The sequence below is a fragment of the Streptomyces sp. DSM 41931 genome, assembly GCF_050271085.1.
GTDB lineage: Bacteria > Actinomycetota > Actinomycetes > Streptomycetales > Streptomycetaceae > Streptomyces > Streptomyces albogriseolus.
In genome coordinates this window covers 135,280-155,453 of sequence record NZ_CP189902.1, presented here as the reverse complement: position 1 = coordinate 155,453, position 20,174 = coordinate 135,280, and the positions used below count along the sequence as shown (strand labels likewise).

General features: G+C 73.1%; 22 protein-coding genes and 1 pseudogene. 16 read left to right on the top strand and 7 right to left on the bottom strand.

Features of this window, described 5'->3' with window-relative positions; genetic code table 11:
- The first annotated feature begins 167 nt into the window (after nucleotides 1–167).
- Both ACP7TJ_RS00795 and ACP7TJ_RS00790 read left to right on the top strand, forming a co-directional pair.
- Complete coding sequence (locus ACP7TJ_RS00795; protein WP_266394362.1) at nucleotides 168–884, top strand: hypothetical protein; 717 nt, start codon at nucleotides 168–170, stop codon at nucleotides 882–884.
- A gap of 320 nt (nucleotides 885–1,204) precedes the next feature.
- Nucleotides 1,205–2,242, top strand: coding sequence for a P1 family peptidase (locus ACP7TJ_RS00790; protein WP_266543812.1), 1,038 nt, complete (start codon nucleotides 1,205–1,207; stop codon nucleotides 2,240–2,242).
- 2 nt (nucleotides 2,243–2,244) lie between these two features.
- Here ACP7TJ_RS00790 and ACP7TJ_RS00785 read toward each other — a convergent pair whose 3' ends face one another.
- Entirely contained in the window at nucleotides 2,245–3,099 is an 855-nt protein-coding gene (locus ACP7TJ_RS00785; protein WP_266543809.1) for a class I SAM-dependent methyltransferase, read from the bottom strand.
- A gap of 13 nt (nucleotides 3,100–3,112) precedes the next feature.
- Nucleotides 3,113–3,973: a hypothetical protein gene (locus ACP7TJ_RS00780; protein ID WP_167744161.1), complete on the bottom strand. Its 861-nt coding sequence runs from the start codon at nucleotides 3,971–3,973 to the stop codon at nucleotides 3,113–3,115.
- A gap of 244 nt (nucleotides 3,974–4,217) precedes the next feature.
- Here ACP7TJ_RS00780 and proP point away from each other — a divergent pair, with 244 nt between their 5' ends.
- Nucleotides 4,218–5,747: a glycine betaine/L-proline transporter ProP gene (gene proP, locus ACP7TJ_RS00775; RefSeq protein ID WP_093769666.1), complete on the top strand. Its 1,530-nt coding sequence runs from the start codon at nucleotides 4,218–4,220 to the stop codon at nucleotides 5,745–5,747.
- 60 nt (nucleotides 5,748–5,807) lie between these two features.
- Here the strand turns inward: proP and ACP7TJ_RS00770 are convergent, their stop codons facing one another.
- On the bottom strand, nucleotides 5,808–6,425 hold the full coding sequence (locus tag ACP7TJ_RS00770; protein ID WP_427761683.1) for a TOPRIM nucleotidyl transferase/hydrolase domain-containing protein: 618 nt from the start codon (nucleotides 6,423–6,425) through the stop codon (nucleotides 5,808–5,810).
- A 284-nt stretch (nucleotides 6,426–6,709) separates the two neighbouring features.
- On the opposite strand from ACP7TJ_RS00770, the gene ACP7TJ_RS00765 reads away from it, so the two are divergent.
- From ACP7TJ_RS00765 to ACP7TJ_RS00740, 6 genes are all read left to right on the top strand, one after another.
- Nucleotides 6,710–7,399 carry a DJ-1/PfpI family protein gene (locus tag ACP7TJ_RS00765; protein WP_093769664.1) on the top strand — a complete coding sequence of 230 codons (690 nt, stop codon included), beginning with the start codon at nucleotides 6,710–6,712 and terminating at the stop codon, nucleotides 7,397–7,399.
- 59 nt (nucleotides 7,400–7,458) lie between these two features.
- Nucleotides 7,459–7,803, top strand: a complete 345-nt coding sequence (locus ACP7TJ_RS00760; RefSeq protein WP_427761681.1) for a hypothetical protein — start codon at nucleotides 7,459–7,461, stop codon at nucleotides 7,801–7,803.
- Nucleotides 7,804–7,885: 82 nt separating this feature from the next.
- Nucleotides 7,886–8,050 (top strand): 50S ribosomal protein L33, encoded by a 165-nt coding sequence (gene rpmG, locus ACP7TJ_RS00755; RefSeq protein WP_006130960.1) that lies wholly within the window; start codon nucleotides 7,886–7,888, stop codon nucleotides 8,048–8,050.
- 81 nt (nucleotides 8,051–8,131) lie between these two features.
- The gene (locus tag ACP7TJ_RS00750) at nucleotides 8,132–8,389 is read left to right on the top strand and encodes a type B 50S ribosomal protein L31 (RefSeq protein ID WP_093769662.1); all 258 of its coding nucleotides are present in this window, start codon (nucleotides 8,132–8,134) and stop codon (nucleotides 8,387–8,389) included.
- 42 nt (nucleotides 8,390–8,431) lie between these two features.
- Complete coding sequence (gene ykgO, locus ACP7TJ_RS00745) at nucleotides 8,432–8,554, top strand: type B 50S ribosomal protein L36 (RefSeq protein WP_427761677.1); 123 nt, start codon at nucleotides 8,432–8,434, stop codon at nucleotides 8,552–8,554.
- Nucleotides 8,555–8,760: 206 nt separating this feature from the next.
- Nucleotides 8,761–9,825 (top strand): NAD(+)/NADH kinase, encoded by a 1,065-nt coding sequence (locus ACP7TJ_RS00740; RefSeq protein ID WP_167744157.1) that lies wholly within the window; start codon nucleotides 8,761–8,763, stop codon nucleotides 9,823–9,825.
- A 12-nt stretch (nucleotides 9,826–9,837) separates the two neighbouring features.
- Here ACP7TJ_RS00740 and ACP7TJ_RS00735 read toward each other — a convergent pair whose 3' ends face one another.
- The 3 genes and pseudogenes from ACP7TJ_RS00735 to ACP7TJ_RS00725 all read right to left on the bottom strand — a co-directional run bounded on the left by ACP7TJ_RS00735 (nucleotide 9,838) and on the right by ACP7TJ_RS00725 (nucleotide 11,290).
- On the bottom strand, nucleotides 9,838–10,260 hold the full coding sequence (locus tag ACP7TJ_RS00735; protein WP_093769661.1) for a DUF6003 family protein: 423 nt from the start codon (nucleotides 10,258–10,260) through the stop codon (nucleotides 9,838–9,840).
- Nucleotides 10,261–10,418: 158 nt separating this feature from the next.
- A pseudogene (locus tag ACP7TJ_RS00730) lies at nucleotides 10,419–10,652 on the bottom strand (signal peptidase I); the annotation flags it as partial.
- A 230-nt stretch (nucleotides 10,653–10,882) separates the two neighbouring features.
- Complete coding sequence (locus tag ACP7TJ_RS00725) at nucleotides 10,883–11,290, bottom strand: DUF4190 domain-containing protein (RefSeq protein ID WP_167744155.1); 408 nt, start codon at nucleotides 11,288–11,290, stop codon at nucleotides 10,883–10,885.
- Nucleotides 11,291–11,553: 263 nt separating this feature from the next.
- On the opposite strand from ACP7TJ_RS00725, the gene ACP7TJ_RS00720 reads away from it, so the two are divergent.
- The 6 genes from ACP7TJ_RS00720 (at nucleotide 11,554) to ACP7TJ_RS00695 (ending at nucleotide 19,028) form a co-directional block, all read left to right on the top strand.
- Complete coding sequence (locus ACP7TJ_RS00720) at nucleotides 11,554–12,639, top strand: LacI family DNA-binding transcriptional regulator (protein ID WP_367534156.1); 1,086 nt, start codon at nucleotides 11,554–11,556, stop codon at nucleotides 12,637–12,639.
- Nucleotides 12,640–13,049: 410 nt separating this feature from the next.
- Entirely contained in the window at nucleotides 13,050–14,291 is a 1,242-nt protein-coding gene (locus ACP7TJ_RS00715; RefSeq protein WP_427761674.1) for a sugar ABC transporter substrate-binding protein, read from the top strand.
- Nucleotides 14,292–14,296: 5 nt separating this feature from the next.
- Nucleotides 14,297–15,274, top strand: a complete 978-nt coding sequence (locus ACP7TJ_RS00710; protein ID WP_427761672.1) for a carbohydrate ABC transporter permease — start codon at nucleotides 14,297–14,299, stop codon at nucleotides 15,272–15,274.
- Nucleotides 15,271–16,155 carry a carbohydrate ABC transporter permease gene (locus ACP7TJ_RS00705; protein WP_427761670.1) on the top strand — a complete coding sequence of 295 codons (885 nt, stop codon included), beginning with the start codon at nucleotides 15,271–15,273 and terminating at the stop codon, nucleotides 16,153–16,155. Before ACP7TJ_RS00710 ends, ACP7TJ_RS00705 begins: the two co-directional genes overlap by 4 nt.
- A gap of 63 nt (nucleotides 16,156–16,218) precedes the next feature.
- Complete coding sequence (locus ACP7TJ_RS00700) at nucleotides 16,219–17,421, top strand: glycoside hydrolase family 1 protein (RefSeq protein ID WP_427761668.1); 1,203 nt, start codon at nucleotides 16,219–16,221, stop codon at nucleotides 17,419–17,421.
- A gap of 188 nt (nucleotides 17,422–17,609) precedes the next feature.
- A complete protein-coding gene (locus ACP7TJ_RS00695) occupies nucleotides 17,610–19,028 on the top strand; it encodes a glucoamylase family protein (protein WP_427761666.1) in 1,419 nt (472 codons plus the stop codon).
- Nucleotides 19,029–19,046: 18 nt separating this feature from the next.
- Here the strand turns inward: ACP7TJ_RS00695 and ACP7TJ_RS00690 are convergent, their stop codons facing one another.
- Nucleotides 19,047–19,334, bottom strand: a complete 288-nt coding sequence (locus ACP7TJ_RS00690; RefSeq protein WP_266543785.1) for a muconolactone Delta-isomerase family protein — start codon at nucleotides 19,332–19,334, stop codon at nucleotides 19,047–19,049.
- Between the two features lie 49 nt (nucleotides 19,335–19,383).
- On the opposite strand from ACP7TJ_RS00690, the gene ACP7TJ_RS00685 reads away from it, so the two are divergent.
- The gene (locus tag ACP7TJ_RS00685; protein ID WP_367462139.1) at nucleotides 19,384–19,812 is read left to right on the top strand and encodes an OsmC family protein; all 429 of its coding nucleotides are present in this window, start codon (nucleotides 19,384–19,386) and stop codon (nucleotides 19,810–19,812) included.
- Nucleotides 19,813–20,174 lie beyond the last annotated feature (362 nt).

Sequence of the window (20,174 nt, the reverse complement as noted above, 5' to 3'; positions counted from 1 at the left end):
GGGTGACGGGGGCGCGGGCGGAGACACCGCCGTTCGGCGACGCGGCGGTTCCGCCGGAGCCGAGCGTGAGCGGTCGCCGCGGACACCCCCTCCCTTCCCCTCGGCCATGCGCGCTGCTCGGCGACTGACACCCTCACCATCCCCCCACGGCTATGAGGAGCCCTTCCGTGAACCGTTCCGTCCCCGTCCTGGCCGTCCTCTGCCTTGCCGCGCTCACCGCGTGCGGCGGAGGCGGGGAGCCGGACAACTCCACGGGCGAGCCCAGGCCCTCCGCGACCCGGTCGGAGCAGGCTGCGCCGGCCGAGCGGCTGGCGGGGCTCATGGTCACCCCCGCCGAGGTCAAGGGCTTCTCGGTGCGGCCGTACGACAACGAGTTCGCCCTCGCCGAGTCCGCGTCGGAGATGACCGCCGACCAGCCGGCCTGCGCCCCGCTGGCCCTCGCGATGAACCAACTGCCGCTCGGCGAGCCGCAGGCGGACCTCACGCGGGCCCTCGCCCCGGAGGCCCAGGGCCTGAGCGGCACCCAGACGTACGTCACGCTCACGGCGTACGCGTCCGGCGGGGCGCAGGCCGTCCTGGCGGACGTGAAGAAGGCCGTGGACGCGTGCGCGGACGGCTTCACCGCCAAGGGCGGCAACGGCAGCACCGTGTACGACTCGGTCACGGCGGAGGACGTCGCCCCGGCAGGCGAGGAGACCGTCGGCTTCACCGCCACGACGTCGTACCAGGGCGTGTCCCACACGCTCCACACCCAGATCGTCCGCGCGGGCGACGTCGTCGGCGTCTACTTCGCCGTCAACGGCCTGGCGATCGCCAACGGCCGGGCGAGCGACGCGAAACTGCCGCCGGCGGTGGTGAAGGCGCAGTCGGCGAAGCTGGGCTGAGCGCCTGATGCCCACGCCCCGTTCCACGCCGGCGCGCGGCCAACTGCCCCGCGTCGTCCCGCGGTCCACGACCCCCGACGCCGCCCGGCGCAGACCCTGCCGACGACGTGCGGCGCCCGAACCCGCTAGGACGAGACCACGGGCCCGCTGACGTCCCTGCCCGACGGAGTCGCGGCCGACCTGGGCCTGGCCCTTGCCCGGTGGCGTGAGCCGGTGGCGTCGGATCGCTCGCGAGGTGACGGGCGGCCGGTGGCCGTGCGGGTGAGTCCTCGGCGGACTCCGCGGTGTCCGCGCGGGAACGCTGTGTAAGGTCGCACCGCATGGACCCGGCTGCAACCCCCCGCCCCCGCGCCCGTGACCTCGGCATCGTCGTCGGGCCCGTCCCGACGGGACCGCTCAACGCCCTGACCGACGTGCCGGGAGTCCGCGTCGGGCATGCCACCGTCCGGTCACGGCCCGACGTGCACAGCGGGGTGACCGCCGTCGTTCCCGACGGTGTGCGGCCCGGGGCGCCGGTTCCCGCCGGTCTGTTCACCGGGAACGGGTACGGGAAGCTCATCGGCTCCACGCAGCTCGCCGAACTCGGCGAGCTGGAGACCCCCGTGCTGCTCACCTCCACCCTGTCCGCGTTCCGGGCCGCCGACGCCCTGGTCGGGTGGGTGCTCGAACAGCCCGGATGTGAGGGCGTGTTGAGTCTCAACCCCGTCGTGGGGGAGTGCAACGACGGCTTCCTGTCCGACATCAGGAGCCGGCCCGTGCGTGAGGAGCATGTGCGGGCCGCGCTCGACGGGGCGTCGGCGGGGCCCGTGGGTGAGGGGTGTGCCGGGGCCGGGACCGGCACCGTCGCCCTCGGGTTCAAGGCCGGCATCGGGACGTCCTCCCGTACACCGGAGGTCGCGGACCGCCGGTTCACCGTGGGCGCCCTCGTACAGGCCAACTTCGGCGGGACCCTGCGAGTCCTCGGGCGCACCCTCACCCCCGGGGCGCCGGTACCGGAGGGCGCAGGGCCACCCGCCGAGACCGGGTCCTGCATGATCGTCGTCGCCACGGACGCCCCGCTCGACGCCCGGCAGCTCACCCGCGTCGCGCGCCGTGCCGTGTTCGCCCTCGCCCGGACCGGCGCGGCCTACAGCCACGGCAGCGGTGACTACGCGGTGGCCTTCACCACCACCCGGCCCGGCGCCGCGCCCCCGCTCGCCGACGCCGGTCTGAGCCCCCTCTTCGAGGCCGTCCTCGACGCCGTGGAGGAGGCCGTCCTCAACTCCCTCCTCGCCGCCACCACGACCACCGGATACGCCGGACGCACCGTCCCCGCCCTCCCCGCGGACCGGCTCACAGGCGCGTCCCCGGACCGCTAGCCCTAGTCCTCCCGACGGCCCCACGCCAGCGCCATCCCCGGACCCACCTCCGCCAGCAGCGGTGAATCGAGGTACGCCCGCGCCTCGTCCACCACCCGCGCGTCCACCAGCCCCGTCGCCTCCAGTTCCGGGCGCATACGCCGCCAGGTGTCCGACCAGAAGTGAGCCGCGGGGCCGCCCGGGACCAGGGGCGGGCAGACCACCTCCGCGCCGACGTCGCGCAGGCCCTCCTCACGGAGGTAACGCGGGTACGCGGGCACCTCGGTGATGTCGGTGCCGATCGTCGCCCACAGCGCCGCCCACATGGCGTCCATGGTGCGCCGGTAGGCGGAGGAGCGGTCGAGGGTGTCGGGCAGTTCCACCGCGTCGCCCAGCACCAGCACGCCGCCCGGGCGGAGCAGGCCCGCCAGCCGGTGGAGGAGCCTCCGGCGCCCCGGCAGGTGCATCAGCACGAACCGGGCGTGCACCAGGTCGAACCGGCCCGGGTCCAGGTCCTCGTCGGTGACGTCCGCGGTGAGCACCCGCAGCCCGGGCAGCTCCCAGGCGGCCAGGGCGCGGGTGTCCCGGTCGAGGGCGACGACCTCGGCCACCCCGGCCTCCTCCAGGAGCCACCGGGCGACGGTTCCGGTGCCCGCCCCGACCTCCAGGCACCGCATGCCCGGACCCGCGCCCAGTTCCCGCAGCCGGCGGGTGGTGACCGGGTCGTACACCAGGGCGGCGGCGTCGATGCGCTCCGACTCGTGCGGGTCCCCGGGCGGGAACAGCTCCCGCCCGTACCGTCCGTCGCCCCGGCCGGGCGCGGACCCACTGCCGCCCGCGGCCGCCCCGCCGTCCGGGAATTCCGCCGGATCCGTCACCCGCGCGCCCCGGTCAGTTGATCCCGCTCGGCGTCGGCGACGGCGTCCGCCCCGCGAGCACGTCCTGCAGCCGCTGCGTGCCCTGCTTCACCGCGGCCGACGTGGTGTCGTGGTCGGCGCCGTCCAGCCCGCCGTTGGTGACCGTGATCGCGTCCGCGCCGATCTGCACGGCGGCGACGTCCAGGCTCAGGGTGACGGGGTCGCCGTTGCTCTCACCCTTCACCGTCACGGTCAGGCCTTGCCGGTTGTCGCCGCCCTCCGGCAGCGACGTCTCGATGACCTGCACCGTGCGCTCCCCGGCGTCGCCGCCGGTCAGCGTGAACTGGTCACAGGTGTCGGGCAGTTCGCTCAGCCACTGCATGGAGTCGTCCAGCTCCGCCTTGTCGTACGCGGCGACCTGGTACAGCAGCCGGGAGTCGCCCTGCTGGAAGCCGGTGACGGCGGACGCCCCCGTGGGCTTGCCCAGCAGCGTCTCGTCGAACAGCGCGTCGACCAGGCGCTGGCAGTCCTGCACGTCGCTCTGTCCGTCGACGAAAGCGGCCACGTCGACGCTGCCCACCAGCAGCGTGTCCCGCCACTCGCGCGGGTCCCGCACCTGCGTCCAGTCGTCCTCGATGTCCGCCGGAGTGATCAGCGCGTTCCGGGCGCCCTCCTCGCTGAGGTCCGACGGCGAGGCCGAGGCGGCAGGCGACGACGCGGCGGGCGAGGTGGTCTGCGCGGCGAGGCCCCGCTCGGCGACCGTGGACGAGGCGTCCGACTCGGGCGAGGCGCTGCTGTCCGACCCGGAACAGGCCGCCGTGGCGAACAGCGTGCCGGCGGCCAGGGCGGCGGCCAGGACGCGGGCCGGCCGGACGAGCGGGCGAGGGGTGATCACGTGTGCCTCCTGTGGGACGGACGGTCCGCCCGGTGCCGACCCGCACCGGGCACGCTTGCTTCCCCCGGCCTCCCACCGCACCACCGCTCGGCCCGGGCGACCAGCGCAGCGGAGGCATACAGGTGAGAGCGCAGGGAACACAGGCCCGTGGCCCCGGCCGGAGGCACACCGGGAACGGCGGCCACGACGACCCCAACGGGCGCCCCTGCCACGGCGCCCGCACGGGAACGCTGGTACGTTCCCGATGCACCGTTCTGTCCAGGAAAGGAACGACACCACGTCCCCCACCGACAACGGCCCGACCCACCGCCCCGAGGCGGCCAAACGCCATCCGACCCTGTTCCGTGCCATCCGCCGTCGGCGGAACCCGCCGCTACGGCGGTCGGACATCACGGTGACGGACGAACGGGCGGTCAGGCGCGCGGTGAAGGCCGCCTCGCTCGGCAACGCCATGGAGTGGTTCGACTTCGGGATCTACGCGTACCTGGCGGGCACCATCGGCAGGGTCTTCTTCCCCTCGGGGAACGAGACGGTGCAGCTGCTGTCCTCCTTCGCCACCTTCGCCGTGGCGTTCCTGGTGCGCCCGCTGGGCGGCATGGTCTTCGGGCCGATGGGCGACAAGATCGGCCGTAAGAAGGTCCTCGCCCTCACGATGATCCTGATGGCGATCGGCACGGCCGCGATCGGCATGCTGCCGACGTACGCGGCGGTCGGTTTCTGGGCGCCGGTGCTGCTGATCCTCTTCCGGCTGCTCCAGGGCTTCTCCACCGGCGGCGAGTACGGCGGCGCCTCCACCTTCATCGCCGAGTACGCCCCCGACCGGCGGCGCGGCTACTTCGGCAGCTTCCTGGAGCTGGGCACGCTCGCCGGCTACACGGGCGCGGCCACTCTGGTCGTGGCGCTCACCGCCTGGCTGGGTTCCGACACCATGGACGCCTGGGGCTGGCGCATCCCCTTCCTGGTCGCCGGTCCGCTCGGCGTCGTCGGCATCTACCTGCGGCTGAAGCTGGACGACACCCCCGCCTACCTCAAGCTGGGGGAGGGCGGCGTCCGCGTCTCCGACGCCGCGAACCGCGTGGAGACCACCGCCCGCGGCGACCTCGCCAAGATCTTCCGGCAGCACTGGCGGCCGCTGGTGCTGTGCATCACCCTGGTCGGCGCGTACAACATCACCGACTACATGCTGCTGTCGTACATGCCGACGTACCTGTCCGACGAGCTGCACTACTCCGAGACGCACGGGCTGCTGATCCTCGTCGCCACCATGGTGCTGCTGATGCTGATCATCAACCAGGTCGGCCGGCTCAACGACCGTTACGGGCGCAAGCCGCTGCTGATGACCGGCATGCTGGGCTTCCTGATCCTGTCCGCCCCGGCGTTCCTGCTCGTGCGGCAGGGCAGCCTGGTCGCGGTGTCGGCCGGCATGCTGATGCTCGGTCTGTCCCTGGTCTGCCTGCTCGGCACCATGTCGGCCGCGCTGCCCGCCATGTTCCCGACGTCCGTGCGCTACGGCTCGCTGTCGGTCGGCTACAACCTGTCGGCCTCCCTGTTCGGCGGCACCACCCCGCTGGTGATCACCGCGCTGATCGGCGCGACCGGCTCGGAGATGATGCCCGCGTACTACGCGATGGCCGCCGCCCTGGTCGGTGTGATCGCCGTGGCCTTCATGAAGGAGACGGCGCGGCAGCCGCTGGAGGGCTCCCCGCCCTCGGTGCAGACCCACGAGGAGGCCGCGGAGATGGTGCACGCGCAGGCGCCCACCCCGAAGTTCTGACGCACAGGTGACGCGCCGGGTCCGGGGCCCGCCGCGCCACAGCCCTGTCCGCGCCCGCGGTCAGAGACCGGCGAACAGACCGTCCAGGGGCGCGGGCACCTTGTCCTCGCCCAACGCCTCGACCAGCACCCGGCCGTAGTGGATCTTGCGGCCCTTCTTGGTGCCGAGGAAGCGGCGGAGCTGCTGCTGCGGGTCCCGGCCCCGCTGCGCGGGCTGCCGCAGGAAGGTGCTCAAGGCACGGAAGTCCCCCTGCTCCCGGACCAGTCCGGTCACCCGCTCCACGCCCAGGGCGCGGATCAGCTCGTCCTCCAGGTCCGCCGCGCAGACGAAGACGCCGTCGCTCCCGGCGCCCGCCCGCTCCCAGCCCCGCGCGTAGTGGCCGCGTTCCCGTTCGTCGCACAGCCCTGTCAGACGCAGGCCCAGTCCCCGGGGGCCGAGCAGGGCGGAGAAACGGCCGACGTTCATCGCGCCGCCCATCGGCAGTACGCAGACGCCCTCCGCCGTCAGCTCCCGGCCGTGACGCGCGGCGAGCGCACCGACCGCGGCGGCGTCGCTGCGCCCCTCCAGCAGGACGACGGTACGGACGGACAGCCGCCCGGCCAGATCGCGCGCAGGTTCACCGGGCCCGCCGGCCGCCCATGCGGTCACCGCGTCCCGGAACGCGTTCATGTCGCTCATGCGTCAAGTCTTCGCCCCTCGCGGCGACTTCGGTACTCCTTTTCGGCCCGCGGCCGCGACGGCGGCGACCGGTGCCTGCCGGCGCGCCCGTCGCCGGTCGGGCGCGGAACCGGGAGTGGCCGCGCGCACGGCGGGCGAGGGGGACGGGCGGACCGCCGGGGGTGTTGGCGGGAACCCGTCGGGACCTGGCCCCCGCACCCATGGGACCCCGGCCGGCGGCTCGTTAGCTTCGGTGGTGTCCGCGTCCGAGGGGGACCGGACGACCCACCGGAGGAAGACCGCGTATGCATGCCCAGATCGTCCTGTTCGATGGTTTCGACCCGCTCGACGTCGTCGCGCCCTACGAGGTCCTGTACGCGGGAGGCACCGCGTCCGGCGGTGCGCTCACCGTCGAACTGGTCACCGCCGAGGGCCCGCGCGAGGTGGTGAGCGGCACCGGCGCCCTCACCCTGCGGGCCACCGGCACGCTCGACCCCCGCGCCGCCGGCCTGATCGTGGTCCCGGGCGCCTCGGGCCGGGTCGGCGAGCCCGGCGAGGTGCCCGACGTCGACGCGGGGGCGGGGGAGTGGCGGCAGGACGAGTTCGTCCCCGTCCTGCTGGGCCGCGCCCTGACCACCGCGCTGCCCGCGCTGCTCAAGGAGGCGCTGGACGACCCGCGGGTGACCGTCGCCACGGTGTGCGGCGGCTCGCTGGTGCCCGCCATGGCCGGCCTGCTGGAGGGCCGCCACGCCACGACCCACCATCTGGGCATCGACATGCTCGACGCGACCGGCGTCCACGCGGTGCGCGCCCGCGTCGTCGACGACGGCGACCTGGTCAGCGGCGCCGGCGTCACCTCCGGCCTCGACCTGGGCCTCTACCTGCTGGAACGGGAACTGGGCCCGCGCATCGCGCACGCCGTCGAGACCCTCTTCGCCCACGAGCGCCGGGGCACGGTCTGGCGCGCCACGGGCCCCGTCCCGGCGGCGCTGTGACGCACGGCCCCGCCTCTGTCCGTCGCCACCCCCGCCCTCACCACAGGAGCCTCCCGCGCATGACCGCCGACACCGACCGGACCGCCTCCCTCGAAGGCGTCTGGGACCTGACCGTCGCCACCCCCGTCGGCCGCATCAAGGCCGTCGTCGAGTTCCACCGGCAGGACGGCTCCCTCAAGGGCGTCGCGTCCGGCGCGGGCGAGGACGTGCCGCTCCGGGACATCACCGTCGACGGCGCTCACGTCACCTGGAACCAGTCCGTCACCAGGCCCCTCCGGCTGAACCTCGCCTTCGCGGTCGACGTCCACGGCGACACCCTGCGGGGCGCCTCGCGGGCCGGCCGTCTGCCCGCCTCGAAGGTCACCGGGACACGCCGGACGACGCCCGCGGGGGAGGCGGAATAGGGGACCGGGGGCCGCTGTTACACCTGCTGCCTGACATGCGCGAGTCATTCGACTCGGGCGGTGACGGTGGAAGGAGCACCTCATGGCACGCAGCACGGCACGCCCGGTCGTCAAGCTGAAGTCCACGGCCGGCACCGGCGTCACCTACGTGACGCGCAAGAACCGTCTGAACGACCCCGACCGGCTGGTCCTGCGGAAGTACGACGCGGTCGCCGGACAGCACGTCCTCTTCCGCGAGGAGCGCTGACGCGCGGTACGTCCGCGTGAGGTCGTCGGCACATCCCGTCTCCGCCGCTCCCGGCGGCGGAGGCCGCGAGAAAGGACATCCATGAGGCACGGCATCCACCCCGTCTCCCGTCCGGTCGTCTTCCGTGACCGCGCGGCAGGCTTCCAGTTCCTGACCCGCTCCACCCTCGACTCCGACAGGACGGTCGAGTGGGAGGACGGCACGACGTATCCGGTCGTCGACGTGGAGATCTCGTCGGCTAGCCACCCGTTCTACACCGGCACCGCCCGCGTCCTCGACACCGCGGGACGCGTGGAGCGCTTCGAGCGGCGCTACGGCGCCGCTCGTGCGGGCCGCTGACCCGGGTCTGCCCGTACCGGGCTTTCCCTCCAGGAGTACGTGATGAAGGTACGCAAGTCCCTGCGCTCGTTGAAGGACAAGCCCGGCGCCCAGGTGGTGCGCCGCCGGGGCGTGACCTTCGTGATCAACAAGAAGGACCCGCGCTTCAAGGCCCGCCAGGGCTGATCCAAGGCTGACGAACCGCAGGCAGCACGACGTCCGGACGGCCCGGCACCGCACTGAGCGGTGCCGGGCCGTCGGCGTGTCCCCGTCCCGTCCCGTGCCCGCCTCCCGGTGCGGGGTCCCCGCCGCGCGGCCAGGATGGGAAGGACGTCGCGGAACCGGGCGGGTGAGGCCGCCCTGGCGGGGTGAACGGCAGCCGGGAGGCGGAGATGACGGTGAAGCGGGTCGGCATGGTGGTGCACGGCGGACACCCCGAGGCGGTGGCGGCCGCCGGCACGGTCCGCGAGTGGAGCGCGGAGCACGGCATCGCCTGCAAGGACATCGACGTGTGGGCCGACGGGGGCCGGCACAGCGCCCGCCAGGAGGTGGCCGCCGCCGGCGACCCCGACCTGGTCGTCACCCTCGGCGGCGACGGCACGTTCCTGCGCGGCGCCCGGCTGGCCGCCGCCGCGGACGCCCTGGTCCTCGGCGTCGACCTCGGCCGGGTGGGCTTCCTGACCGAGGTGCCCATGACCGAGGTCCGCTCCGCGCTGGACGCCGTGCACGAGGGCCGCCTCGACGTCGAGGAGCGGATGCTGCTGACCATGCGCGCCTCCCGCCGTCTGGAGGTCCCCGCGGACATCGAGGCGCTCATGCGCTACGGACGCGGCCCGCTGCTGCCGCCGACCAGCGTGCGCCCCGACTGCGAGACCGGCGGCGAGTGGGGCGTGCCGCTGGACGTGGCCGCCCTCAACGACGTGGTCCTGGAGAAGCTCGCCCGGGACCGGCAGATCTCCGTCGGCGTCTACATCTCCGGCCGGCTGCTCGCCTCCTACTCCGCCGACGCGCTGCTGGTGGCGACCCCGACCGGCTCGACGGCTTACAGCTTCGCCGCCGGCGGGGCGGTCGTGTCGCCGCGCGCGGAGGTGCTGGTGTTCACGCCGGTCGCCCCGCACATGACGTTCAACCGCTCGGTCGTGGCGGCACCGGACGAACCCGTCGGCATGCGGATCCTGGAGCGGTCCGGGCGGGCGGCCGTCAGCATCGACGGCCAGGTCCGCGGCGTCATCGGACCGGGCGACTGGGTCGGCGTCTACGCGTCCCCCCGCAAGCTGCGCGCCGTACGGCTCGGCCCGATGGACTTCTACGGCCGGCTGCGCGAGCGCCTGAACCTGACCGACGCGCCGGCGGCGGTCGCCGACGGCACGCCCGCCCCTCTGTGGCCGGTGAGCAGCCCTCCGCCGGGCGACCTGGCCCACCTCGCCATGCCGCGAAGCCCGGTCGCGCGGCCCTGACCCGGTGGCGCCTCAGTGGACGAGGGACTTGACGGTCGTCAGGTCCTCGCCGGTCAGCTCGGCGATCCGGTGCGCCGGCACCCCGGCCGCCACGGCACGGGCCAGCAGCGCCTCGCGGCCCTCGGCGCAGGACCGGTAGGCGAGCAGTTCCTCCTCCATCCGCGCGACGTCGTACGGCGCGTTGAGCTGCCGTACGCGGCTCAGCTCCTCGTCCCCGAGGGGAACGGGCAGCCGCTCGGCGCCCTCCGGGATGGCGGAGGTCTCCTCCGGCGGCAACAGCCGCAGCCCCGGCGACGTCACGGTGACGCCCTGCGCCTCCAGCCACGCCCCTACGGCCGGTGTGTCCAGGAAGGCCGCGTCCTCCACGGCGGCGAGCGGCACCCCCAGCGACACGGCGGGGTCGTCGAACAGCACCAGATAGGCGTCGTCGGTCATGGTCGGTACCTCCTGCAAGGGTGTGTGGTCCCACTCCGGTGGACATCCCCTACCCCCCATCGGACGGTCCACGACAGGTTGTCACCCCATGGGGGGCACGGCGCACCGGGCGCCCACACCGGGAACCTGCGGGGCGGTCAGGGATTCCCTCCGGCAGATCAACTCCGGCCGGGGACAGCAGGCCAACGGACCGTCAGGACGACGGACTCCTCCTCCGCGAACCGGGAGTGATCGACACCCCGGCCCCACACGACGTAGTCCCCTTGCTGGGCCAGGAGCACGCTGCGCCCGGGCAGTTCGACCCGGAAGCGCCCGCTGACGAGGACCAGGAGCGCGGTGCGCTCTTCGCCGGTCACCCACCGGACGCGCTCGTCACCCTGCGGGTGAACACCTCACGGTCATGGCTGCGGAAGGCAGCAGCCGCCCGGAACCGGGCGCCCCGCCCGGCGCCTTCCTCGCTTCAGGCGCGCGAACCGCCGCACGCCGTCGGTCCGGAACGTCACACCGGAACGTCACACCGGACCGGCAGCCGGTACGCCGGCTCCCGCATGACCGAACGCCCCTGCGAGCACGAGCGGGGCGCGGCACCACTGCCGCGCCCCGCTCGTGCTCGCACCGGCTCCTACCGCTCGTCGACCTCCCGGTCGAAGTCCCGCGCGCAGTCCTGCCGGTCACTCTGACTGCTCGCGTGCTCGATGCAGTCCTGGTAGTCCTTGAACTCGTCGCTGTTGACCACGGCGACGCCCATGGCCAGCAGCACCGACGACACCACGAGGGCCAGCGCGCCCAGCACCGCGCCGATGACCGCCATCGTCCCGTTCGTCGCCACGCCTCGTCTGCTGCGCCGGAAACCGAGCACGCCGAAGATCACGGCCAGCAGACCCAGCACGATGCCGCCGATCGCGGTCCAGAACAGCAGGGCGCCCACGATGCCCAGAACCAGTGCCGCGATGCCGAAACCGTTGCGCCGTTCACCCGCGCCCGTCGGCTGTCCGTACCCTGCTTCGTGGTGTCCGTGCGTCGAAGTCATCCGCGTTTCCTCCGGGGTGAGGGATCGTCAGTTGCGCTCGCCCCGTCCGTGTGCCCGGACCCGCCGCCCCCATGCCGGACCTCGGCGTCACCGGCCGCGAACACCCCCGTGGCGCGCCGATCGGCGCGATGCCGCCCACACACCGGACCACCCCTGTCTCGAATTCCTCCCTTGTGCCCTGACCTGCACCCCCCTACGATGAATGCGCTTTCATCGCCATCGCACCCACACTCCGCCGCGCACCGACCTAGGAATGACCCCCGATGAGTACCGCCCCCACGGTGTACGACGTGGCCGAACGCTCCGGCGTGTCCATCGCCACCGTGTCCCGCGTCTACCGCAACCCCGACTCCGTGCGGGCGCAGACCCGTGAGCGGGTTCTCGCCGCCGCGCGCGACCTCGGCTACGTGCCCAGCGGCAACGCGCGCGGACTCGCCAGCCGCTCCACCGGCGTCCTCGGCCTCTGCTTCCCCGACTACGCCGACCCGGACACCGACGCCGAGGACGACGACGCGGCGATGCTCTACTCCGACCAGATCATCCGCGGCATGGAGCGCGCCGCTCGCCGGCACGGGTACGCCCTGCTCATCGCCGCCTCCCTCAAGGGCGGCCCCGAGAGCCTCGTCGCCAAGGTCGCCGGACGTGTCGACGGCTTCGCGGTGATGGCCCGCACCGTGCCCACGGAGGAACTCGAGGGCATCTCCCGGCGCCGCCCCGTCGTCATGCTCGCCGGGCCCCGTGAGGAGGGCGACCACCTGGACCACCTCGACCACATCGAGGTCGCCAACTTCGACGGACAGCGGGAGCTGACCCGCCACCTCGTCGAGGACCACGGTCTGCGCCGCCTCGCCTTCGTCGGTTCCGCCGAGGAGTCCCCCGACGTGGAGGCCCGCTTCCAGGGCTTCCTCGCCGCCTGTCGCGCCGCGGGCGTCGACGCCCCCGAGGAGCCGGCCGTACGCGCCGCCATGATGACCCAGGCCGAGGGCGCCCGCGCCGCCGACGCCCTCTGCGACCGCGACGGCGGGCCGCCGCAGGCCCTCGTGTGCGCCAACGACCAGATGGCCGTCGGCGCCCTCCACGCACTGGAGCGGCGCGGCCTGGCCGTGCCGGACGACGTGGCCGTCACCGGCTTCGACGGCATCCCGCTCGGGCGGCTCGTCCGCCCCACGCTCACCACCGTCCGCCAGCCCATGCTGCGGATGGGGGAGGAGGCGGTCGGACTCCTCGTGCGCCGCCTCGGCGGCACGCCCGACGCCGACCCGGTGTCCCTGATGCTCCCCGTCACGGTCGCCCGCCGCGCCAGCTGCGGCTGCGGCCCCGAGGAGCGGACCGTCGCCGTCGGGGCCTGACGTCCGCCGTGCGGAGGGCGGCACCCGGTGCGACGCGGGGAGGGAGCGGCCGTGCTCGCGGCCGTCCACGCACCCCGCAAGCACTCACCCGCCTGCGCCTCGCGCGCCCCGAACGCCTTCACCACATCCCCCTCACCACACCCCCACGGGACGTATCTCACACCCGCTTCCGAACGCCCCACCCCCGGCCTAGGTTGCTGACAGGGCCCTGTGCCCGTCACCGGGGGTGTCCGCCTGACGCGCCGTACGCGCGCAGGTGAACGCCCCCTTCAGGCGCTCCGGCGCGGGCACGGCAGCCGTTACCGGAGTGTGACCCAGCTCCCCCTTGTCACGGCGTGAGCCCTCCCGCAGAGTCATGTATGCGCTTACAGAATGCGCATACATCAGGAACGCCCGAGGAGGAGCAGTCCATGCACCGCGCCACACCCGCCGCGCTCGCCCTCACCGTGGCGTCCGCGCTCACCCTCACCGCCTGTGGCGGCTCCGGTGGCGCGGACGTGGACGCCGACGCCGAGCAGACGCTCACCGTCTGGGCCATGGGCACCGAGGGCGAGAAGCTCGCCGAGGTCGCCGACGTCTACGAGAAGTCCCACCCGAACATCACCGTCAAGGTGACCCCGGTCGGCTGGGACGTGGCGCATCAGAAGCTCGTCGCCGCGGCCGCCGCGGGCAGGCTGCCCGACGTCATGCAGATGGGCGGGACCTACCTCGGCGAGTTCGCCGACATGGGCGTCCTCGAACCGGTCGACACGAGGACCGTCAAGGAGGACGACTTCTTCCCCGCCGCCTGGCAGCAGGCCTCGTACGACGGCGAGACGTACGGCGTCCCCTGGTACGTCGACACCCGCGTCCTCTTCTACCGCACCGACCTCGCCCGCAAGGCCGGTCTCACCGAGCCGCCCGCCACCATGGACGACCTGCTGAAGGCCGCCCAGGCCCACCAGGACAAGGCCAGGACCAAGTGGGGCCTGTCCGTCCAGCCCGGCGGCCTCGACACCGTGCAGAGCTTCTACCCGTTCCTGTACTCCGCCGGCGGCGAGATCATCGACGAGGACGGCAAGGCCGCCGTCAACAGCCCCGAGGCGGTCAAGGCGCTCGAGACCTACGGCGAGTTCTTCGCCAAGGGGCTCAGCGAGAAGGCGGTCCGCCCCGGTTACGACGTGACCAAGGACTTCAACACCGGCGACGTGCCGATGTTCTTCGGCGGCCCGTGGATCATGTCGCTGCTCGACGAGAACTACCCGGACATCAAGGGCAAGTGGGCCGTCGCCCCCGTGCCCGCCGACCAGGAGTCCGTGTCGATGGCCGGCGGCTCCAGCCTCGCCGTGTCCGCGGACAGTGAGCACAAGGCCGCCGCCAAGGAGTTCATCTCCTTCCTCACCGACGCGGGGGGCCAGTCCGACTGGTACGAGCGCACCCGCGACCTGCCCGCCAACCAGCAGGCCTGGGAGACCGGTGAACTCGCCACCGACCCCAAGCTGAAGGTCTGGCGCGAGCAGATGGAGACCGCGAGGACCACGCCGTCCCATCCCCGGCTGACCGAGATCACCTCGAAGGTGGACTCCGCCATTGAGTCGGTCACCCAGGGCAAGTCCGGCGCCAAGGCCGCCCTGGACAAGGCGCAGGCCGAGATCGAAGGGCTCGTGGAGTAACCGGCATGCCCCTGCTGACCAAGGCGGCCGCCGACCCCGCGGCCCCACTGACCAAGACCGGCCCGGACGGGCCGCCGGGAGAAGGGCGCCGTCCGCGCCGCCCGCTCGGCCGGCACAACCTCTACGGCTGGCTGTTCTCCACGCCGTTCCTGGTGCTGTTCGCCGTCTTCATGGCCTTCCCGATCGTCGCGACGCTCCTGATGAGCTTCACCGACTTCGGGGCCCGCCACGTCACCCGCCCGCTGGAGGCGCAGTTCGTCGGCCTGGAGAACTACACCAAACTCTTCGAGGACGACCGCTTCCTCAAGGCCCTGTTCAACACGGCGTACTTCGTGGTCGTCGGCGTGCCGCTGACCATCCTGCTCGGACTGCTCGTCGCGATCCTGCTGAACAACGGGATCGACCGCGCCCGCACCTTCTTCCGGGTCGGCTTCTACGCGCCCGTGGTCACCGCCATCGTCGCGGTCGCCGTCGTCTGGCGGTTCGTCCTCGACCCGTCCGACGGGCTGATCGCCGGCCTCGCCTCCGAACTGGGTCTGACCGCACCGGACTTCCTCGGCTCCGAGACCTGGGCCATGCCCTCGCTCATCGCCATGGCGGTGTGGCGCAACCTCGGCACCGTCATGGTGCTGTTCATCGCCGGCCTCCAGGCCATCCCCGCCGACGTGCGGGAGGCCGCCCGGCTCGACGGCGCCGGCGCCTGGCAGGAGATGCGCCGCATCACCGTGCCGCTGCTGCGGCCGACCATGCTCTACGCCACCGTCATCACCACCATCGGCTACCTCAACGTCTTCGAGGAACCGTTCGTGATGACCCAGGGCGGCCCGTCCGACGCGACGCTGACCGTGTCCCTGGACATGTACCGCGAGGGCTTCAACTTCTTCCACATGGGCTATGCGAGCGCCATGGCGTACGTGCTGTTCGTGGTCATCACGGGCATCACGGTGCTCCAGCTCCGACTGCTGAAGGACAACACCCGATGAGCGCCCCCACCGCGTCTCCGCGCCCGGTGCCCGCGCAGGCCCGCCCCCGCGGCCGGGGCCGTGTCCGCACCCCCCTGCTCCACACGGTCGCCTCGCTCGGTCTGCTGGTGATGTCCGCGCCGTTCCTGTGGATGGCGCTGTCGGCCTTCAAGACCCGCCGGGACCTCACCGCGAGCCCGCCGGTGTGGATCCCCTCCGAGTGGACGCTGAGCAACTTCAGCGCCCTGCTCGACCAGCTCGACATGCCCCGGTACTTCCTCAACAGTCTGATCGTGGCCGTGCTGGTCACCCTGTGCAACCTGCTGTTCTGCTCCATGCTCGGCTACGCGCTGGCCAAGCTGGAGTTCACCGGCCGGTCCAAGGTGTTCGGCGTCGTCCTGGCGGCCCTCATGGTCCCCGGGAACCTGCTGATCCTGCCGCTGTACGTGCTGATGACCAAGCTAGGCCTCATCGACACCTACGCCGGTCTCGTCCTGCCCTTCGCGGCGGGAGCGTTCGGCGTGTTCCTGATGCGCCAGTTCATGCAGTCCATCCCCGACGAACTGCTGGAGGCGGCCCGGATCGACGGCGCCGGCGAGTGGTACATCTTCTGGCGCATCGTGCTGCCGCTGGTGAAGCCCGCCCTCGCCACGCTGACGATCTTCACCTTCCTCGGCTCGTGGAACAACTTCGTCTGGCCGCTCATCGCGACCAACGACCCCGACAAGTACACCCTGCCGGTCGCCCTGGCCACCTTCGCCAACGATCCCAACCGGACCGTCGGCGGCGGCAACGGCATGCTGATGGCGGGCTCCCTGCTCGTCGTGCTCCCCGTGCTGCTCGTCTTCGTGGTCCTCCAGCGCCACTTCACCCAGGGCATCGCCACCGCCGGACTCAAGTGACCGGACCCGCCGGCCCGTCACACCGGCACCGCCCCACCCCCCCCCACCAGAGAGAAAAGGACGATGACGCGTACCTCCCGGCCCTTCCCCGACGGCTTCCTGTGGGGGGCGTCCACCGCCGCCCACCAGATCGAGGGGAACAACGTCAACAGCGACTGGTGGCGGAAGGAACACGACCCGGCGGCGGACATCGCGGAACCCAGCCTGGACGCCTGCGACAGCTACCACCGCTGGGAGCAGGACATGGACCTGCTCGCCGGACTCGGCTTCACCGACTACCGGTTCAGCGTCGAGTGGGCCCGCATCGAACCGGTGCCCGGCGCCTTCTCGCACGCCGAGATCGCGCACTACCGGCGCATGGTCGACGGCGCCCTCGCCCGCGGCCTGCGGCCCATGGTCACCCTGCACCACTTCACCGTGCCGCAGTGGTTCGAGGACCTCGGCGGCTGGACCGCCGACGGCGCGGCCGACCTGTTCGCCCGCTACGTCGAGCACTGCGCCCCGATCGTCTCCGAGGGCGTCCGCCACGTCTGCACCATCAACGAGCCCAACATGATCGCCGTCATGGCGGGCGCGGCCAAGGCAGGCGACCAGGGCTTCCCGCCCGCGGGACTGCCCACCCCCGACGAGGACACCACCCACGCCGTCGTCGCCGCCCACCACGCCGCCGTCAAGGCCGTACGGGCCATCGACCCGGACATCCAGGTCGGCTGGACGATCGCCAACCAGGTGTACCAGGCGCTGCCCGGCGCCGAGGACGTCACCGCCGCCTACCGCCACCCGCGCGAGGACGTCTTCATCGAGGCCGCGCTCGGCGACGACTGGATCGGTGTGCAGTCCTACACCCGCACCAAGATCGGCGCCGACGGTCCCGTCCCCGCCCCCGAGGACGCCGAGCGCACCCTCACCCGGTGGGAGTACTACCCCGCCGCCGTCGGCCACGCCCTGCGCCACACCGCCGGCATCGCCGGCCCGGACATGCCGCTGATCGTCACCGAGAACGGCATCGCCACCGCCGACGACACCCGCCGCGTCGACTACTACACCGGCGCCCTGGAGGCGGTCACCGCCGCGATCGAGGACGGCGTCAACGTCCAGGGGTACCTGGCCTGGAGCGCCCTCGACAACTACGAGTGGGGCTCCTACGAGCCCACCTTCGGCCTCATCGCCGTCGACCCGGTCACCTTCGAGCGCACCGCCAAGCCCTCCGCCGTATGGCTCGGCGGACTGGGCCGCACCCGGCAGCTGCCGCGCGCCGAGCGCTGACCCCGGCGGCGCCGCGGCGCGCGCCGCCCCCGGACCGGGAGCCGGTGGGCCCCTGACACCCACCGGCTCCCGTGCACCCCCCTCTGCTCGGCGCCCTTCCGTTCAGCACCACCGCACCGCACGACGCCCCGGCGGCCGGCGCCCCACCGCCCGGCCGCACCCCGCCGTTCCCCGAAGGCAGGAGCCGCATGAACCGTCGTACGTTCCTCACCACCGCCGCCCTCACCGCCGCGGCCTCCGCGACCGCCCTCGCCGCACCCGCCACGGCCTCGGCACAGGGCCCCACCCGCACCCTGCGTGCCCCGTTCCGCACCTGGTTCGAGGCGACCCACCGGTCCGTGGAGGCGATGACCACCGACTTCGGCCTGACCGCCGACAAGATCGACGTCAGCGGCACGGGCACCCCCGTCCCGTCCGCGCAGACCTCGCCCACCAACATCGGCTGCGGCCTGTGGACCACCGTCGCCGCCGCCGGACTCGGCGTCATCGGCTCCGACACCCTGCACCGCCGCCTGTCCCGCACCGTCGCCGCCGTCGAGCGGCTGGAGCGCGCCCACGGCTTCTGGCTCAACTGGTACGACGCGCACGACGGTTCGCTGCTGACGACCTGGCCGGAGACCGGCGACCCGGTGCGGCCCTTCCTCTCCAGCGTCGACAACGCCTGGCTGGTCACCGGCCTGATGATCGCCGCCGACGCCGACCCGTCGCTGCGCCCACGCGTCGCCCGGCTGCTGGAGGACGCCGACTGGTCGTACTTCTACACGCCCTACGACCCGGCCGACCCGGTCGCGGGACCCGGCCAGCTCCGCGGCGGCTACTGGCCCGACAAGCCGGGCAAGGGCGAGCCGACCGGCCACCATTACGGCGCCCTCAACACCGAGCCCCGCATGGCGAGCTACCTCGGCATCGCCGACGGCTCCCTCCCGCCGGAGCACTACTGGCACGTCTTCCGCACCCTCCTGCCCGGCATGGGCCAGGAGCAGGAACCCGAGGGCGCCTGGGTCACGATCGACGGCGTCCGCGTGTGGCAGGGCCACTACACCTACCGGGGCCGCAAGCTCGTCCCCACCTGGGGCGGATCCATGTTCGAGGCGCTGATGGTGCCGCTGTTCGTGCCCGAGCCCGAGTGGTCCCCGCGCTCCTGGGGCGCCTCGCACCACCGCTACGTCCGCGGCCAGATCGACCACGGCCTGAAGGAGGCCGGCTACGGCTACTGGGGCTTCTCGCCCGCCAACATCCCCGACGGCGGTTACAGCGAGTACGGCGTCGACGCACTCGGTATGCAGGAGGAGGGCTACAACTCCAAGGGCGTGGTCACCCCGCACGCCTCCTTCCTCGCCCTGCCCTACGAGCCCGCCGCGGCCGTCGCCAACCTCACCGCGCTGGACCGCGACTTCGGCGCGTACGACGACCGCTACGGCTTCCGCGACTCGGTGGACACCGCGACCGGCCGGGTGAGCGACTTCGTCCTCGCCCTCGACCAGGGCATGGTCGCCGCCGCCCTCGCCCAGCGGCTGCGCCCCGGCCTGCTGCAGCGGCCGTTCCGCACGGGCGGCTTCCGCTCCCGCGTCAAGCCGCTGCTGGCCAGGGAGCGCTTCAGCATCTGACCCCCGCGACGGCGTGGGTCAGGCGGTGGGGTCGTTGGGGTGCGTCTCCAGCTCCGTGACGACCGCGGTCATCCACGGCCACAGGGGCAGGGTGCCCAGCACCTCCTCGCGCAGCGCCGCCTCGTCCTCGGCACGCCACAGGCCGATGCTGCGCTTCTCCCCGACGGGGCGCCACAGGCGCGCCAAGTGTCCGGAGGCCGCGAGCTCACGGGCGCGCACGGCCTCCCGGGCACGGACCCGGTCGACCTCGGCCGGGTCCGTGCCGTCCGGGACGGTGGTGGTGAGCTCCACCAGGAATTCCCGCATGTCGTTCTCCCTTCAGGACTGCCGTCGGCTTCGGGACTACTGTCGACGCATGAGCGAAGCGTCCAAGCGGTCCATCGTCGTCGAACGGACGAGCACCGGCCAGTTCACCGCCACCAACCCGCGCGGCGGGACCGTCCGGTTCGGCACCGACGGGGGTGACGCCTTCACCCCCGTCGAACTGCTGCTCGCCGCCATCGGCGGCTGCTCGGCGGCCGACGTCGATGTCGCCACCGGCCGGCACGCCGAGCCCGCCGCGTTCACCGTCGAGGTGACCGGCGACAAGATCAGCGACGAGCAGGGCAACCGCATGACCGGTCTGCGGGTCACCTTCCATGTCGCCTTCCCGGACGAGGAGGGCGCCGAGCGGGCGCGCGCCATCCTGCCGCGCGCGGTGAAGGCGTCCCACGACCGCCTCTGCACGGTCAGCCGCACGGTGGAACTCGGCACACCGGTCACCACCGAGATCGCCGAGGACTGACGGCCTGATCACCGCATGCCGTGCCCGGCCGGGTGCCGGCGGGCGGCGCGGGGGACCGGTCGGTCGGACGGCAGGGCAGCGGGGCCGAGGCCGGCGAGCCGGCGGTCGGTGTTGCGGTGACGGACGGCTGACGGTTTCCTCGCGTGTGACGTGCCGTGCCCGGCCGGGTGTCGGCGGGCGGCGCGGGGGACCGGTCGGTCGGACGGCAGGGCAGCGGGGCCGAGGCCAGCCAGCCGCCGGTCGTCCTCGCGGTGACGGACGGCTGACGGTCCCTCGCGCGTGCTGTGACCGGCCGGCGGCAGCGGTGCGGAGCGCCGCCGTCGCGGTGCCGAGGGCTGACGGCCCTCACACCCGTGCCGTGA

What these genes read in the sequence shown, in the direction of transcription:
- ACP7TJ_RS00740 (WP_167744157.1), top strand. Translation starts at nt 8,761, where the DNA reads ATGACGGTGAAGCGGGTCGGCATGGTGGTGCACGGCGGACACCCCGAG.
- ACP7TJ_RS00720 (WP_367534156.1), top strand. Translation starts at nt 11,554, where the DNA reads ATGAGTACCGCCCCCACGGTGTACGACGTGGCCGAACGCTCCGGCGTG.
- ACP7TJ_RS00735 (WP_093769661.1), bottom strand. Translation starts at nt 10,260, where the DNA reads ATGACCGACGACGCCTATCTGGTGCTGTTCGACGACCCCGCCGTGTCG.
- rpmG (WP_006130960.1), top strand. Translation starts at nt 7,886, where the DNA reads ATGGCACGCAGCACGGCACGCCCGGTCGTCAAGCTGAAGTCCACGGCC.
- ACP7TJ_RS00725 (WP_167744155.1), bottom strand. Translation starts at nt 11,290, where the DNA reads ATGACTTCGACGCACGGACACCACGAAGCAGGGTACGGACAGCCGACG.
- ACP7TJ_RS00690 (WP_266543785.1), bottom strand. Translation starts at nt 19,334, where the DNA reads ATGCGGGAATTCCTGGTGGAGCTCACCACCACCGTCCCGGACGGCACG.
- ACP7TJ_RS00765 (WP_093769664.1), top strand. Translation starts at nt 6,710, where the DNA reads ATGCATGCCCAGATCGTCCTGTTCGATGGTTTCGACCCGCTCGACGTC.
- ykgO (WP_427761677.1), top strand. Translation starts at nt 8,432, where the DNA reads ATGAAGGTACGCAAGTCCCTGCGCTCGTTGAAGGACAAGCCCGGCGCC.
- ACP7TJ_RS00715 (WP_427761674.1), top strand. Translation starts at nt 13,050, where the DNA reads ATGCACCGCGCCACACCCGCCGCGCTCGCCCTCACCGTGGCGTCCGCG.
- ACP7TJ_RS00700 (WP_427761668.1), top strand. Translation starts at nt 16,219, where the DNA reads ATGACGCGTACCTCCCGGCCCTTCCCCGACGGCTTCCTGTGGGGGGCG.
- ACP7TJ_RS00685 (WP_367462139.1), top strand. Translation starts at nt 19,384, where the DNA reads ATGAGCGAAGCGTCCAAGCGGTCCATCGTCGTCGAACGGACGAGCACC.
- ACP7TJ_RS00760 (WP_427761681.1), top strand. Translation starts at nt 7,459, where the DNA reads ATGACCGCCGACACCGACCGGACCGCCTCCCTCGAAGGCGTCTGGGAC.
- ACP7TJ_RS00750 (WP_093769662.1), top strand. Translation starts at nt 8,132, where the DNA reads ATGAGGCACGGCATCCACCCCGTCTCCCGTCCGGTCGTCTTCCGTGAC.
- ACP7TJ_RS00705 (WP_427761670.1), top strand. Translation starts at nt 15,271, where the DNA reads ATGAGCGCCCCCACCGCGTCTCCGCGCCCGGTGCCCGCGCAGGCCCGC.
- proP (WP_093769666.1), top strand. Translation starts at nt 4,218, where the DNA reads ATGCACCGTTCTGTCCAGGAAAGGAACGACACCACGTCCCCCACCGAC.
- ACP7TJ_RS00710 (WP_427761672.1), top strand. Translation starts at nt 14,297, where the DNA reads ATGCCCCTGCTGACCAAGGCGGCCGCCGACCCCGCGGCCCCACTGACC.
- ACP7TJ_RS00695 (WP_427761666.1), top strand. Translation starts at nt 17,610, where the DNA reads ATGAACCGTCGTACGTTCCTCACCACCGCCGCCCTCACCGCCGCGGCC.
- ACP7TJ_RS00790 (WP_266543812.1), top strand. Translation starts at nt 1,205, where the DNA reads ATGGACCCGGCTGCAACCCCCCGCCCCCGCGCCCGTGACCTCGGCATC.
- ACP7TJ_RS00770 (WP_427761683.1), bottom strand. Translation starts at nt 6,425, where the DNA reads ATGAGCGACATGAACGCGTTCCGGGACGCGGTGACCGCATGGGCGGCC.